Source organism: Bacillus norwichensis (assembly GCF_014836955.1).
Lineage (GTDB): Bacteria > Bacillota > Bacilli > Bacillales > Bacillaceae_C > Siminovitchia > Siminovitchia norwichensis.
In genome coordinates, this window is record NZ_JACSPV010000002.1 from 27,427 (window position 1) to 41,895 (window position 14,469).

General features: G+C 39.9%; 13 protein-coding genes, 1 pseudogene and 1 riboswitch. Of the genes and pseudogenes, 11 read left to right on the top strand and 3 right to left on the bottom strand.

What is annotated here, in order from left to right:
- Positions 1 to 102: 102 nt before the first annotated feature.
- The 6 genes from H9631_RS01525 to ribH all read left to right on the top strand — a co-directional run bounded on the left by H9631_RS01525 (position 103) and on the right by ribH (position 5,244).
- Positions 103 to 639 (top strand): DUF2975 domain-containing protein, encoded by a 537-nt coding sequence (locus tag H9631_RS01525; protein ID WP_191809494.1) that lies wholly within the window; start codon positions 103 to 105, stop codon positions 637 to 639.
- Between the two features lie 13 nt (positions 640 to 652).
- Positions 653 to 865 carry a helix-turn-helix domain-containing protein gene (locus H9631_RS01530; RefSeq protein WP_191809495.1) on the top strand — a complete coding sequence of 71 codons (213 nt, stop codon included), beginning with the start codon at positions 653 to 655 and terminating at the stop codon, positions 863 to 865.
- 471 nt (positions 866 to 1,336) lie between these two features.
- Positions 1,337 to 1,479: riboswitch (FMN riboswitch) on the top strand.
- Between the two features lie 161 nt (positions 1,480 to 1,640).
- Positions 1,641 to 2,744, top strand: coding sequence for a bifunctional diaminohydroxyphosphoribosylaminopyrimidine deaminase/5-amino-6-(5-phosphoribosylamino)uracil reductase RibD (gene ribD, locus H9631_RS01535; RefSeq protein ID WP_191809496.1), 1,104 nt, complete (start codon positions 1,641 to 1,643; stop codon positions 2,742 to 2,744).
- Positions 2,745 to 3,392, top strand: a complete 648-nt coding sequence (ribE, locus tag H9631_RS01540) for a riboflavin synthase (protein ID WP_191809497.1) — start codon at positions 2,745 to 2,747, stop codon at positions 3,390 to 3,392.
- A gap of 18 nt (positions 3,393 to 3,410) precedes the next feature.
- Complete coding sequence (locus H9631_RS01545; RefSeq protein ID WP_191809498.1) at positions 3,411 to 4,604, top strand: bifunctional 3,4-dihydroxy-2-butanone-4-phosphate synthase/GTP cyclohydrolase II; 1,194 nt, start codon at positions 3,411 to 3,413, stop codon at positions 4,602 to 4,604.
- 169 nt (positions 4,605 to 4,773) lie between these two features.
- The gene (ribH, locus tag H9631_RS01550) at positions 4,774 to 5,244 is read left to right on the top strand and encodes a 6,7-dimethyl-8-ribityllumazine synthase (protein WP_191809499.1); all 471 of its coding nucleotides are present in this window, start codon (positions 4,774 to 4,776) and stop codon (positions 5,242 to 5,244) included.
- 326 nt (positions 5,245 to 5,570) lie between these two features.
- Here ribH and H9631_RS01555 read toward each other — a convergent pair whose 3' ends face one another.
- Positions 5,571 to 7,664, bottom strand: a complete 2,094-nt coding sequence (locus tag H9631_RS01555) for a DNA topoisomerase III (protein ID WP_191809500.1) — start codon at positions 7,662 to 7,664, stop codon at positions 5,571 to 5,573.
- A gap of 238 nt (positions 7,665 to 7,902) precedes the next feature.
- On the opposite strand from H9631_RS01555, the pseudogene H9631_RS22755 reads away from it, so the two are divergent.
- A pseudogene (locus H9631_RS22755) lies at positions 7,903 to 7,977 on the top strand (YjcZ family sporulation protein); the annotation flags it as partial.
- Positions 7,978 to 8,084: 107 nt separating this feature from the next.
- Here H9631_RS22755 and H9631_RS01565 read toward each other — a convergent pair.
- On the bottom strand, positions 8,085 to 9,215 hold the full coding sequence (locus H9631_RS01565) for a histidine kinase N-terminal domain-containing protein (protein ID WP_191809502.1): 1,131 nt from the start codon (positions 9,213 to 9,215) through the stop codon (positions 8,085 to 8,087).
- 406 nt (positions 9,216 to 9,621) lie between these two features.
- Here H9631_RS01565 and H9631_RS01570 point away from each other — a divergent pair, with 406 nt between their 5' ends.
- From H9631_RS01570 to fumC, 3 genes are all read left to right on the top strand, one after another.
- A complete protein-coding gene (locus tag H9631_RS01570; protein WP_191809503.1) occupies positions 9,622 to 9,801 on the top strand; it encodes a hypothetical protein in 180 nt (59 codons plus the stop codon).
- A 314-nt stretch (positions 9,802 to 10,115) separates the two neighbouring features.
- Entirely contained in the window at positions 10,116 to 12,197 is a 2,082-nt protein-coding gene (locus H9631_RS01575; protein WP_191809504.1) for a transglycosylase domain-containing protein, read from the top strand.
- Between the two features lie 107 nt (positions 12,198 to 12,304).
- Positions 12,305 to 13,684 carry a class II fumarate hydratase gene (fumC, locus tag H9631_RS01580; protein ID WP_191809505.1) on the top strand — a complete coding sequence of 460 codons (1,380 nt, stop codon included), beginning with the start codon at positions 12,305 to 12,307 and terminating at the stop codon, positions 13,682 to 13,684.
- 94 nt (positions 13,685 to 13,778) lie between these two features.
- Here the strand turns inward: fumC and H9631_RS01585 are convergent, their stop codons facing one another.
- Positions 13,779 to 13,985 carry an alpha/beta-type small acid-soluble spore protein gene (locus H9631_RS01585; RefSeq protein ID WP_191809506.1) on the bottom strand — a complete coding sequence of 69 codons (207 nt, stop codon included), beginning with the start codon at positions 13,983 to 13,985 and terminating at the stop codon, positions 13,779 to 13,781.
- A 235-nt stretch (positions 13,986 to 14,220) separates the two neighbouring features.
- On the opposite strand from H9631_RS01585, the gene H9631_RS01590 reads away from it, so the two are divergent.
- Complete coding sequence (locus tag H9631_RS01590; protein ID WP_191809507.1) at positions 14,221 to 14,469, top strand: hypothetical protein; 249 nt, start codon at positions 14,221 to 14,223, stop codon at positions 14,467 to 14,469.

A 14,469-nucleotide genomic window follows, 5' to 3' on the forward strand; every position in this document is an offset into this window, starting at 1 on the left:
CTGTGGTCTGATACTGCTGTATGTCAGGAATACCATTAAAGAAAATTATTGTTTTACAATTATTATTTATTGTTTTACAATAAATAAAGGAGGCGATTTCTAATGAATCTTTTTACCAAGTCCGTTCTAAAATTTTTGTCCATTGTGTCGCTAATTGCTCAAATTTTATGTGCGTTTGCTGGATTAATGTTACTGTTTGCGACTGGGGCTTTATTGTTGATCCCGAACGGAGTCAAAAATCAATTGCTACAGTATGGAGATATAAACTCAAACATAGACCTATCAGTATGGTTTTTAGTACTTTCTTGCTTAGCTGCGCTAGCAATCATTGCTTGTTTGTTTATCATTATGTACGCTCTGCATAAAATGATTGGTAACATTTATGAACAACACTTTTTTGTTCCTCAAAATCTTACGTACCTCAAACTAATCTTAATCTCGATCACTAGCTTTACCATTTTGCAATTCATTAGTCAGCTGTTCTTTGCGCAAGTACATGCGTACAATGTCAGTGATATTTTTTCAGATTCTTGGCCAAGTTTAATAGGAAACATTCTTCTGTTAGCCATCGTTTATACGCTTTACGTGGTTTTTAAATACGGCATAACTTTGCAAGACGATTCTAACAACGTGATTTAGGTGGGAGCTCCTAATGATAAAAATTAATCTCGATCGAGTAATGCTAGAAAGAAAAATTTCTTCAAAAGCGTTAGCAGAAAAAATTGGAATTACCCAAGCTAACTTATCAATACTAAAAACAGGTAAAGCGCGTGGTATTCGCTTTGACACATTAGAAAAAATCTGCCAGACATTAAATTGTCAGCCTGGTGATATACTCGAATATGAAGAAAAAACTGACATATAGCAAAGCAATTGTTATATGTCAGTTTTTTAATTATTGACTGTTCAAGTAAACACGTTTGAAGTGAGAATTTGCCTAACATTGATTTCGCAGTACATCCACGTAAGCGTTCAAAAAAATGATCGGAAAATAGGCTGTTATATTATAAGAACGTTGTTAAAACAATTTCTAAGATTGTTTTGCTCAAACTTTCTTATAAAATCACAACTGCCTCAGCATCCAACTTATCCTTGATCACTTCCTCGGTTAATTCAAAAAGGTCTATCTAACGCCATCAAATACACCCCTTTGTTAATGGTTCATTAGAACTATAATTCTACACATTAAGAGCCCCGCATTTGTGTATAGGGCTCTTAATTGTTTGTTGACCAAATTCGATCACAACGATCATTTTTGTTCAGATTTCAGAAGAAAAAAAGAAAAACCTTGACACTGTCGGCATTAAACAGAGATAATAGGGATTAATTCGAATAATTTTTCCTTCGGGGCAGGGTGAAAATCCCGACCGGCGGTGATGAGACTATGTCTCTTAGTCCGTGACCCGGTTCGATATCGAGCCGGTGGATTTGGTGCAATTCCAAAGCCGACAGTGAAAGTCTGGATGGGAGAAGGAAAAAGGCGTCTGTTTCTCATACATTTTTTTACGAAATGGTATGTTTATTTGAGCTTGGTAAAAAAAATTTGCCAAAGACTCATGACGCTTATTTAAATTTGCTGTTTTTTGTGCCCCGAAACATTGTTTCGGGGCTTTTTCCGTCGAAAATAGAAAGGAGGCACTATGAGAGACAAGCATTTTTATATGAATTTGGCCATACAGTTGGCGGAATCTGTTGTTGGACAGACGAGTCCAAATCCGGCAGTCGGTAGTGTAGTTGTCAAAAACGGACAGATTGTTGGCATGGGTGCACATTTGAAAGCCGGCGGGCCACACGCTGAAGTAAACGCTCTAAAACAGGCGGGTGAAAAGGCAGAGGGCGCTGATCTTTATGTCACACTTGAGCCATGCTCACATACTGGAAGAACGCCACCTTGCGCTGATTTAATCATTGAGAAAAAAATTAAGCGTGTCTTTATCGCAGGGCTTGATCCCAATCCGGTAGTGGCTGGAAATGGAGCGGAGAAGCTGCGTCATGCCGGCATTACGGTGGAATATGGAATCTGTGAGCAGCAAGCCGAAGAGTTAAACAAATTTTATTTTCATTTTATGAAGACGAAGAAACCGTTCATCACATTAAAAACCGCTGTAACTTTTGACGGAAAGACAGCGGCTTCAAGCGGAGACAGCAAATGGATCACATCTGATGAAGCTAGACTTGATGTCCATCATTATCGGCATCGCCATGATGCAATATTAGTTGGTATCAATACTGTGCTTTATGACAATCCCCATCTTACAACCCGATTGCCCCAGGGTGGAAAAAATCCCATTCGAATTGTATTAGACACTCATTTGAAAATTCCTATGGAATGTAATCTTTTAAATGACAACGCTGCTTTGACCATTATTGTATGCGGGAAGCATGCAAATGAACAAAAGCGTCGTGTTATTGAGGAAAAAGGTATCAAAGTGAAAAAAATGTCTGTGGAGAAAATTGAAATTGAACCGCTCTTAGACTGGCTAGGGGAAGAACAGCTTCTTTCTGTTTTTGTAGAAGGGGGAAGCAGTGTTCATTCTTCATTCATTGATTCCGGCTTTTTTCAGGAAATGATCATGTACATGGCTCCGAAGTTATTGAATGACGGTAACGGTAAGGGAACATCGGCTTTCGCCGGGATCCCTAAACAGTCGATACAAGATAGTATCCCCCTGGCATTTAAGTCAATCGAACAAATTGGCCCAGATATCAAAATAGTTGTTGAACCAGTGGAAAGGGGAGAGTGAATGTTTACAGGAATTATTGAAGAAATCGGTAAGGTTTTGCGAGTTGACCGAAAGGAGAAATCCTTCACTATCCATATCCAGGCTCAGCATATCCTTGAAGACGTTCAACTGGGTGATAGCCTTGCAGTAAACGGTGTCTGTCTTACTGTGACAGAATTCAGCCATTCCTCTTTTCAAGCAGATGTTATGCCTGAAACCTTCCATGCCACATCACTCAGAATGCTTTCACCAGGTTCAATGGTGAATCTGGAGAGAGCCATGGCTGCCAACGGCAGATTTGGAGGACATTTTGTCAGTGGACATGTGGATGGAACAGGCACTCTTTTAAGTAAAAAAAGAGTGGAAAACGCACTTTACATGGTTATTCAAATACCTGAAAAGTTTAAAGTGTTTGTAATGGAGAAAGGGTCTATTGCAATAGATGGCACTTCACTGACGATTTTTGACGTAGGTGAAGGAGAAATAACTATATCCCTAGTCCCGCATACACAAGCAGAAACGGTGCTTGCAGATAAAAATATTGGCGACCCAGTCAATATCGAATTCGATATGCTTGGAAAATATATTTATCACATGTTTGAAAGCCGGAAGGAAGTTAAGGCTGAAGTCACTATGGATAAGCTTATTGAAAATGGATTTATCGATTAAAACGGAAGGGGTGACAATATGTTTGATTCAATTGAAAAGGCTATTGAAGATTTGAAGAATGGAAAAGTCATTATCGTAACGGATGATGAAGACAGGGAAAATGAGGGAGATTTCCTTGCTCTTGCAGAAAAGGCCACACCTGAGGTGGTCAACTTCATGGCGAAAGAAGGAAGGGGCCTTATTTGTGTCCCTGTAACGGAAAAGAAAGCAAAGCAGCTGGAGTTGCCAAAAATGGCAGACCAAAACACTGATCCTTTTGGAACTGCCTTCACTGTCAGTATTGATCATGTTCATTCCCACACAGGCATCAGTGCGTTTGAACGTTCGGAAACGATTTTAAACATGTTGGAAAACAATGCAAAGCCTGAATCTTTTAAAAGGCCGGGACATATTTTTCCTTTAGTTGCAAAAGAGGGCGGGGTTTTAAGAAGGCCAGGGCATACGGAAGCAGCTGTGGATTTGGCAAAACTTAGTGGTGCAAAGCCTGCAGGAGTCATTTGTGAAATCATGAAAGAGGATGGAACGATGGCACGGACTCCTGATTTAAGGAAAATAGCCGATCAATTTGGGTTGTCCATGATTACAATTAAAGATTTGATTTTATACAGGAACACAAGAGAAACGCTTGTTCATAGGGAAGCAGAAGCTTTTTTGCCGACGGAATTCGGGGATTTCAAAATCATTGCTTACTCAAACATGATGGATGATAAGGAGCATTTGGCAGTGGTCAAAGGGGAACTTAAACCGGATACTCCGACCTTGGTTCGGATGCATTCTGAATGTCTTACCGGAGATGTGTTTGGATCATGCCGCTGTGATTGCGGGCCGCAGCTTGAATCTGCATTGAGACGGATCAACGATGAGGGAGAAGGGGTCCTTCTCTACTTGCGCCAGGAAGGGCGAGGCATTGGGCTCATCAATAAACTAAAAGCGTATAAGCTTCAGGAAGAGGGCTTGGACACAGTGGAAGCAAACGAAAAGCTTGGATTTCCAGCTGATCTGCGTGACTTTAGTATTGGTGCACAAATTCTTAAGAATCTTGGAATTAAAGAAATCAAACTGCTTACAAACAACCCAAGAAAAGTTTCCAGTCTGTCAGATTTTGGGGTTGAAGTGACTGAGAGACTGCCGATTCAGCTGCCGTTTAAGAATGAAAATGAAAGGTACTTAAAAACAAAAGCAGAAAAACTTGGGCATTTGCTTACATTTTGACTTCATTCAGCAGAAGTCTCCCACTTCCGTAAGTGGTGAGAGGAGTTCAAACCCTGACTGAATAAACTTAAAGCCTCCGAAGGATGCCACAGATTTTATTGGGCCAACCTCAATAAAATCTGTGCGCAAATAGGCTAAGGTGAATTTGATATATGAGGAGAGATAAAAGATGACAACAGTTTTTGAAGGGAATTTAGTTGGTACAGGATTGAAAATCGGTATTGTCGTGGGGAGATTCAATGAATTTATTACAGGAAAACTGTTATCTGGTGCGCTTGATGCATTAAGGCGCCATGGCGTTTCCGAAGATGATGTTTCAGTAGCATGGGTGCCTGGTGCATTTGAAATACCCTTGACAGCTAGAAAAATGGCGGAAACGAAAAAATACGATGCGATTATTACTTTAGGAACTGTGATCAGAGGGGCAACCCCGCATTTTGATTATGTTTGCAACGAAGCTGCTAAAGGTGCGGCAAATGTTGCACTGCAATCGGGAATTCCTGTGATATTTGGAGTTTTGACGACAGATACGATTGAGCAGGCGGTTGAACGTGCTGGAACAAAAGCAGGGAACAAAGGCTGGGATTCAGCAGTTGGAGCCATTGAGATGGCCAACCTATATAGGGAAATGAATGCGTGAGAAAAAAGGTATTCAAAAAAGTAAGTGGACATTCCTTGTAGCTCCCACCTTAAGTAATTTACAGCAAAAAACGGGAACGATTGAGTTCGAAAGATGCCCATTTTAAGAACAAAAGGTTCCCATTTGAAACAGTAACAAATGGTGGCGAAAGGTTACCTGCACAAGAGGTTACATTCAAACGGTAACGATTAGTAAAGATTAAAGTGGCTTCCTATTGAAACGGTTATGAAGGGCGAAACTAGCCAATCAATATGCAAAATCTGGCGGAGAAAAATGAGTTTTTCCCGCCAGATTTATTTTAGGGGCTTTTTAAAGCCTGTTTTCCTTTATTTTTTATCTTTTAGCGCCGCTTTTAAAGCATCAGCCATGCTGTTTCCAAAACTTTCGTCATTATGATTGGAGTACTTTTTCAGCAATTGGCGTTCCTCGCGCTTTGTGACTGCCTTTTTCCGGTTTTCAGCTTTTTCTACAAGATTGCATGATCGGCATTGGAAATACATACCCGCTTTTCCATCATGAATTTCCATTTTCTTATGACATTGTGGACAGCGGCGATTGGATAGCTTCGGGTCTTTCCTTTTCCGGAAATTGCACTCCCGGTTTGAGCAAACAAGAATGCGTCCATCTTTTCCTTTTATTTCTTTCATGAGAGAGCTGCATTCCGGACATTTAGTCCCTGTAATATTATGGGCTTTATACGACTTGTCGCTTTGCTTTACCTCATTCACAAGCCGCTTTGTTTGTTTTCGGATATTTTGTAAAAATTGCTCAGGATCTCCTTTTTGACGAGCGATCGTTTCCAGTTCGGCTTCCCACTTGGCAGTTAATTCCGGAGATTTAAGCTCGTCGTTAACCAGTTCAATAAGCTGTTTTCCCTTTGAAGTAGGGAAAAGGCGGTTGTTTGTTCGATCAATCACCTGTGAACTGAGAAGCTTTTCGATAATATCGGCTCTTGTAGCTGGTGTACCAAGTCCATATTTCTCCATTCTTGCCAAGAGGTCGGACTCCGTGAATCTTGGCGGAGCTTCCGTTAGATGATCCTGAAGTCGACTGCTTGTGATGTTTAATGTTTGCCCCTGTTTTAAATGTTGCAGCGACTTAAATTTCTTTTCATCTTGCTGCCTCGTTAAAACTTTGAAACCATCCTCAATAACAGTCGTTTCTTTTGCTAGGAATGTTTCCCCAGCGGCATCAAACGTGACACGAAGTGTTTCATATTTGTGTGCTGGATAAAACAGTGCCAAAAAGCGTTTAGCGATCAAATCAAACAGCTTTCTTTCATCCTGTGAAAGGTCACCCAATCTTACCGGTTGTTCCGTTGGAATGATGGCGTGATGATCCGTGACTTTTTGGTTGTTGAAAACACGAGAGGCAAGCACTTTTACCTTCTGTTTCAATACTGGCTGTACATCGTCTTTGTATGCTGGACGAAGGGCTTCAAGTCTATCACCCATTGTGGAGGCCAGATCATTGGTCAAATATCTTGAATCTGTTCTAGGATAAGTAACGATTTTATGGCTTTCGTATAAACCTTGCAAAACATTCGATGTTTTTTTTGCAGAAAAGCCAAATCTACGGTTTGCATCTCTTTGTAATTCAGTTAAATCGTAGGGGAGAGGCTGTTGTTCTGATTTCTCTTTACGATCAATCGATTTTACAACCGCTTCTTTGTTTTTTACTTTGCTGATAATGGCATCTGCCTTCTCTTTTGAAAAAATTCTTTTTTCTCCCTGATTCTCCCACTCGGCTTCTAGACTGCCTGCTTGAATATGAACTGTCCAATACTCTTTTGGAACGAAGGATTGAATTTCTTTTTCCTGTTTGATGATCATTCCTAGTGTCGGGGTCTGTACACGTCCCGCTGAAAGGGGATCGTCGAATTTAGTTGTTAAGGCTCTTGTCACATTTAATCCGATAAGCCAGTCAGCTTCAGCTCTACAAACAGCTGAATCATATAAAGCATCATATTGCTTTGCTGGCTTTAATTGGCGAAATCCCTCTTTGATTGCGCGGTCAGTATAAGATGAAATCCAGAGGCGTTTCAACGGCTTTTTCCAGCGAACCTTCTTGATAATCCAACGGGCAACGAGCTCACCTTCGCGACCTGCATCAGTAGCAATAATCAAATCTTTTATGTCTTTTCTTTTGGCAAGCTGTTCAATTCCTTTAAATTGTGGAAAAGTTTGTCTAATTACTTTTAAGTCCATCTTTTCAGGGATAATCGGCAAATCTTCCAATTTCCAAGTTTTATACCTTTGATCATAGTCTTCCGGCATTTTGAGTTCTATCAAATGTCCCAAAGCCCATGTAATGATAAATTGCGGCCCCTCGATGGAATGCTTCTTCTTCTCCGTGCAGCCGAGAACCCGAGCTAGATCCCTTGCAACACTTGGCTTTTCTGCCAGTACTAATGATTTCAATTGTTTGACTCCCTTCGTGCTGTTCCTACATATATATTATAACAGCGGATTGTGTGTAAAACTAAAAATGTTATTGATTGTATATGGCGCAAGCCCAAACATAAACTGACAAACTGAATATTTTATTATGTAGGGATTTTCCTTATTCCCATACAGGAGGTGAATGTTTATGTTCTGGGGCGGAGGATGCGGCTTCGGCTGTGGCGGCTATGGAGGCTACGGCTACGGAGGCGGTTTTGGCTACGGCGGCGGCTTTGCGTTGATCGTCGTATTGTTTATTTTATTAATCATTGTTGGCGCAGCCTGGTGGTAAAAACCACGAAAGAAAAAGAGCGGGGTTACCGCTCTTTTTCAAATTGAATGCATATTTAATGTAACTTTATGAAGAATATAAAATTTTGCTTGCGATAAGTACCATTCTTAGTCCTTTTGAAGTGGGGCAGGGAGGATAATCGTGAAAGTGGTCCATTCATCATTGGAACTGCATAATAACTGCCCGCGATGTTTCTCTATGATTTGTCTTGAAACGTAAAGCCCCAGGCCTGTACCGGTTTTTTTGGTCGTGACAAAAGGTTCAAAGATATCCTTAATCAAAGAGTCAGGAATCTTTGGACCGGTATTCGAGGCTTCGAGATAAATAGAATCTCCATCCCGGTAACTTTTAATAAGTATGACGGATTCTGCGTCTGTAGTTACCATCACTTCAATGGCGTTAAAGATGATATTGATAATAACCTGCCGTACCTCTTCCTGGATTCCTTTTACATATAGGTTTTCTTCCATCTCCCGCTGAAGCGATACCTTCAATTCAAGCAGTCTCGGATACACAAAGGAAGCGACTTGCTCAACAAGCTCATTCAAGGAGAAAATGACTTCTTCCTGATCGACTTCCTGTTTTTTCGAAAGCATTAGAAATTGAGTAATCCGGAATTTTAGTTGATCCAGTTCTGAGGATATGATATCCATGTACGGAAGGTCGGGATACTCCGCACGCAGGAGCTGTACAAATCCTTGGACGGTTGTTAAAGGATTTCTGAATTCATGGACGAAGCTTGATGTCATTTGGCCAAGCAGAGTGAGACGGTCCTCATGACTTGAATGAATATGTCGATTTTCCTGCTCAATTAATTGTTGTTTTAATCTGCTATAATGCATGACAGCATGATATGAAAAATGATCAAATATGTAGGATAGCTGGTTGAAAACTTTTTTCAAAGTTTGCATCTCTTTGGAGAAATAAGAAGCTTCTTCGCAAAGGATGTTTTTCGCCATGTTCAGATTATAAACTAAAATTTCAATGTCTGAGTTTTCTCTTATTTTTATCTGCGCAATTTTATAGGCACTGGCCTGTATGTAGCTTTGCAGGTCTGCTTTCGGTAATGATAACGCATGCAAAGCAACTTGAAATATGAACTTTCCCGAACTGTCTAACTTCTCTCTTTGAAGCTGTGTCAGATCAGGGGGAAGCATCGCTTTTTCTTTCCATTTATTGAGGAAGTTTGTTTCATTTTGTTGAAGAAAAGATATCACTTCGTCCGTAAGCTGATCCATACCGCACTCACCTCCTTTCCATTATATCAGTTGAAGAGTAAAAAGACTCACTTAAATAATAAATTTATGCATTTTCTTTAAGAGTTTAGTAGATATATATGACACATTTTGTAGGTTATACCTCAAAGAAACAAATTCCATCAATTTTTTTAAAACAGATTACCATACAGAAAATATATAAAACAGAAAATAAAGTCATGTATTTTTAGTGCGAAAAACGTGTAATTCGCTTTGTAGACTATATTTTTTGAAAAGTTGATAAAATGTACCTATATACTTTTTTTGGAAGTATATTTATAATAGATATAATTTAATATATTACTACCCATTATATTTGGTGCAAAATGGCGATTTTTATAACTTAAGAAGTTTTGCAAGTCAAATCTTGTAGAATGGAGTAGGTAATATGAAAAATGAAGAGAGTAAAAGCAGAAAGATGGATCCAGTGATAAGAAAGTGTATGAAGCATCTGGAAATCATTGGAGCGGATGATAAAACAAGGCAAATTGTTTATATGTATATGAAGACGTTGGAAGATAAGCTGACAAAGGTTGATGAAAAAGAATTTGATCACCAATCTCCTTAAACAATCGGAAAAAACCGGTTGTTTTTTTGTTGTAAGACAGAAGCTAACATTAGCAGACTGTTATCTTTTTCCTTGATAAGACGTAATGGCTTGATCTTATCGAAGCTACGGGATGAGAATCGGGTGCGCGTCTATCGTTTTAGGTCATATTCAAACAGTTGGTCGGTTGAAAAGCATTGCTGTTTCCTTGGGTTTGTCGCTATTCGACAGCCGCCCTTACTTTTCCTGTAGCTTTTCGACCGGAAAAACATTATATTATAATTGGTTTCCAAATGAATAATTGGAGCCAGGTCAATCGAAAGCGAGGAAAAGGTATGGACCTACTTCATAAAATAAAGGATAGTATTTGGAAATTTTGGAAAAAAGCGCATCTTAATCAAATATTGCTATTGGTTATTTCGCTAGTGATCTTGATTGGTCTATCATACTTTGCTTACTTAGCGAGTGCCGCTAATGTTGAATCTTTGAAAAAAGGACTGGCACAAGCAACCGTTATTTATGACAAAGATGGTGATGAAGCGAGTAAAATTTCTGCTAACCGGATGGAAGGTGTTCCGATTGCGGATGTTCCCCAAAACTTAAAGGACGCCGTTGTTGCTATAGAAGACCATCGTTTTTATAAGCATAGAGGATTCGATGTTTATGGTATTTCTCGTGCGTTTTTTAAAAATCTGTTTGCTGGAAGAATTACGGCTGGAGGAAGTACTCTAACGCAACAGTTGACCAAAAACGCTCTCCTTTCTCCAGAGCGGACATATAAGAGAAAGCTTGAAGAAATATTCTTGGCCGTTGAAATCGAGAAGAAGTTTACGAAGGATGAAATATTGGAAATGTATGTAAACCAAGCCTTTTTTGGTAGCGGAGGCTGGGGGGTCCAAAATGCATCCAAAAAGTTTTTTGGCAAAGATGTAAGTCAAATTACGCTTAGTGAAGCAGCCATGCTGGCAGGGATTGTGAATAGACCATCAGCCCTTGACCCATATAAAAATTATGACGCATCAGTTGAGAGACGAAATCTTGTTTTAAAGCAAATGTTGAAATTTGAAATGATCAGTGAATCAGAATATCAAGAAGCTGTTAATGAGAAAATTGTACTTGAAGACAAAGGAGAAGATCCACTGAAAGGAAAGTATCCTTATTATGTAGACGCTGTTTTGAATGAGGCCATTAACCAATACGGTTTGACTCAGGAAGAAATATTGACGCGAGGTTATAAAATCTACACGGAGATGGATCAAAATGTTCAAGCTGGTTTGGAAAGGGTATATACAAATAACTCTCTTTTTCCAGTAAGCCAAGATGGAACGCTTGCGCAAAGCGGGGCGATCATGCTTGACCCTAAGACGGGAGGAATCCGCGGATTAATTGGCGGCAGAGGTGAGCACTCATTCCGTGCATATAACAGGGCGACCCAATTAAAGGCGCAACCAGGTTCTGTGATGAAGCCTATTGCTGTATATACACCTGCACTTGAAGAAGGTTATACAGCAGAATCTATGTTAAAAGATGAAGAAGGAATGACTTTTGGGGAGTATAAACCGAAAAATTTCAATGGGCAACACGCCGGAGAAGTTAAGCTATATACTGCAGTAGAACAATCACTAAATGTACCGGCTGTTTGGCTTTTGAATGAGATAGGACTGGATAAAGGTATTGCATCTTCTAAGGAATTTGGGCTGCCTATCCAAAAAGAAGATGAAAACCTTAGTCTTGCTTTGGGTGGAACGACCACTGGGTATTCTCCACAGCAAATGGCAGAGGCCTATTCGGTTTTCGCTAATGAAGGAAAAAGGGAAAAAAGCCATATTATTACAAAAATCGTTGGGCCTACAGAGAATGTAGAAGGTGAATTTAAACCGAAAACCAAACGGGTGACGAGTCGAAAAACGGCAGAAAAAATGACGGCTATCCTCCTTAATGTAGTAGAGACAGGGACTGGGCGGAATGCAAAAGTATCTGGGTATGAAATTGCTGGAAAGACCGGGTCAACACAGCTTCCTTATCCGGAAATAACGGATGGCACGAAGGATCAATGGTTTGTCGGTTACACGCCGGACCTTGTGGGAGCTGTTTGGCTTGGTTATGATCTAACTGACAGGGACCATTATTTAAGAGGTTCGAGCAGTGAAACGGTGGTCCCTATTTTCCGCTCGATGATGGAGCAGACACTTCCTCATGTTGAAAAGAGTGAGTTTGGTACACGATCCATTAATCAGCGTCTTGAGGAAGAACGGAAAAAAGAAGAGAAGTCTTTAAAAGAAAAAATGAAGAATTTTGATGATAAGATGATTGATGAAGCAAAAAAGTGGAAAGAAAAATTAGAAAATGGGAAAAGCGGTTTTAAAAAGCTTGAAGAGAAACTAAAGGAAACGTATAGGCAGTTCCAAAATGAGTAATTTTGTTGATTTTTGAAGTTTTATACGATTTGTGTCAAAGAAGATGAAATTTTTGTCGATATGTGAGAGAATACTTATTGGTTAAAACATAGAGGAGGCATGTAAGAATGGAATTCCGCATTGAACGGGATACGATTGGTGAAATTAAAGTGCCTGCAGATAAATACTGGGGCGCACAAACTCAACGGAGCAAACAGAATTTTAAAATTGGAAATGAAAAAATGCCTTTGGAAGTCATTAAGGCTTTTGCTCAATTAAAAAAAGCTGCTGCATTCACAAACAATGGGCTTGGCAAGTTATCTGATGTCAAGAAGGAAGCGATTGTTACAGCATGTGATGAAGTGCTGGACGGTAAATTCGATGAACATTTTCCTTTGGTCGTATGGCAGACGGGAAGTGGCACACAGTCCAACATGAATGTGAATGAGGTTCTTGCTCGTAGAGCTAATGAATTATTACCAGAGGGTTCTGATGAAAAGGTTCATCCAAATGATGATATCAACATGTCCCAGAGCTCTAACGATACATTCCCGACAGCAATGCACGTTGCTGCATATCATGCAATTTACCATGATTTGATTCCTGCCTTGAGCCAATTAAAGCAAACACTTCTTGAAAAAGAAAAAGCGAATATGGATATTATCAAAATTGGCCGCACGCACTTGCAGGATGCTACTCCACTCACGCTTGGTCAAGAAATCAGCGGCTGGAGAGCAATGGTTGAAAAAAGTGAAAAAATGATCAAGGAAAGTGCTGAACATCTTCTTAATCTGGCTATTGGAGGAACAGCAGTCGGCACTGGCATCAATGCTGAACCGATCTTTGGAGACAAAGTGGCGGAACAGCTAGGTAAGCAAACTGGATATTCATTTGTTTCATCTGATAATAAGTTCCACGCTCTAACAAGCCATGACGAAATTGTTTTTGTGCACGGAGCTTTAAAGGGACTTGCTGGCGATTTGACAAAAATCGCAAACGATGTTCGCTGGCTTGCTAGCGGTCCACGTAGCGGCATTGGAGAAATTTCGATCCCTGCCAATGAACCAGGAAGCTCTATCATGCCTGGAAAAGTGAATCCGACACAAAGTGAGGCACTCACGATGGTTGGCGTTCAAGTATTCGGTAATGATGCGGCGATCGGATTTGCTGCTAGTCAAGGAAACTTCGAATTAAATGTTTATAAACCTGTAATTATTTACAACTTCTTACAATCAGTTCATCTGCTTGCAGACTCAATGATTTCATTCAATGAAAAATGCGTCCAAGGTCTTGAGCCGAACCTTGAAGTTATTGAGGAAAATGTGAACCGTTCACTCATGCTTGTTACAGCGCTGAATCCTCATATCGGATATGAAAAAGCTGCTGAAATTGCAAAGCTTGCATTCAAAGAAGGTACAACCTTGAAAGAAGCTGCAATCAAAACTGGATATTTGACAGAAGAGCAATACAACGAATGGATCGACCCGAAAAAAATGGTTCATTTATAATAGAAAAACGTAAGGCAATATTTTTTAGCAGGGGTCTGACCCCATTCGAAAGGCCCCCGAAAACTCGGGAGCCTTTTTGCCATTCTATATTCACTTATTGTTGCGAGTAACCGCCGCCAAGCTGTTGTTGTGCCATTGCAACGAGACGCTTGGTAATTTCTCCACCGACAGAACCGTTAGCACGTGAAGTTGTGTCTGCGCCAAGATTTACGCCAAACTCCCGGGCGATTTCAACCTTCATTTGGTCAATTGCTTGCTCAGCACCAGAAACCAAAATTTGATTTGAATTGCTATTAGCCATGTTGTCATCTCCTTGTTTGTTGTTAATAAGATTGGCTGGGTTAGTCGGATTTGCACCGACACACATGCATGTGACCTTCTTGGAGTTTAACCCATCGTTTATAATATTTATTATGTTTTTTCAAAATGAAAATATGCAGATGGGAGAGAGGAAGTTTTTACCTAATGTAATAGTTGCGTGTCATACATGTATTCTTCATTTCTCGAAAAGATATATGGAAAGAGGAGGAGTACAGATGAATTATTGCCGGTTATGTAACGGAATATCACTTGAAACTCATACTTGCTCTATATGCATGGGGATTTTGAAGGATCAAGGAAAAATATATGACTATTACGATGATTACTCTCCTTATATGGAGATTGACTTGAATAAATTGGCTGACGGCGATCCTGAAAGCAGCCGAAAGTCGGAATGTGTCCATTTATTTATTTGTGCAATTTGCGGAACACAACAAGAATTGAAAATTTTTTATGAACGTTAA

Excerpts from the sequence above, each read along its gene's own strand:
- ribE (WP_191809497.1), top strand. The coding sequence starts at position 2,745 with ATGTTTACAGGAATTATTGAAGAAATCGGTAAGGTTTTGCGAGTTGAC.
- H9631_RS01565 (WP_191809502.1), bottom strand. The coding sequence starts at position 9,215 with ATGGATCAGCTTACGGACGAAGTGATATCTTTTCTTCAACAAAATGAA.
- H9631_RS01575 (WP_191809504.1), top strand. The coding sequence starts at position 10,116 with ATGGACCTACTTCATAAAATAAAGGATAGTATTTGGAAATTTTGGAAA.
- H9631_RS01570 (WP_191809503.1), top strand. The coding sequence starts at position 9,622 with ATGAAAAATGAAGAGAGTAAAAGCAGAAAGATGGATCCAGTGATAAGA.
- H9631_RS01585 (WP_191809506.1), bottom strand. The coding sequence starts at position 13,985 with ATGGCTAATAGCAATTCAAATCAAATTTTGGTTTCTGGTGCTGAGCAA.
- ribH (WP_191809499.1), top strand. The coding sequence starts at position 4,774 with ATGACAACAGTTTTTGAAGGGAATTTAGTTGGTACAGGATTGAAAATC.
- H9631_RS01590 (WP_191809507.1), top strand. The coding sequence starts at position 14,221 with ATGAATTATTGCCGGTTATGTAACGGAATATCACTTGAAACTCATACT.
- ribD (WP_191809496.1), top strand. The coding sequence starts at position 1,641 with ATGAGAGACAAGCATTTTTATATGAATTTGGCCATACAGTTGGCGGAA.
- H9631_RS01530 (WP_191809495.1), top strand. The coding sequence starts at position 653 with ATGATAAAAATTAATCTCGATCGAGTAATGCTAGAAAGAAAAATTTCT.
- H9631_RS01545 (WP_191809498.1), top strand. The coding sequence starts at position 3,411 with ATGTTTGATTCAATTGAAAAGGCTATTGAAGATTTGAAGAATGGAAAA.
- H9631_RS01525 (WP_191809494.1), top strand. The coding sequence starts at position 103 with ATGAATCTTTTTACCAAGTCCGTTCTAAAATTTTTGTCCATTGTGTCG.
- fumC (WP_191809505.1), top strand. The coding sequence starts at position 12,305 with ATGGAATTCCGCATTGAACGGGATACGATTGGTGAAATTAAAGTGCCT.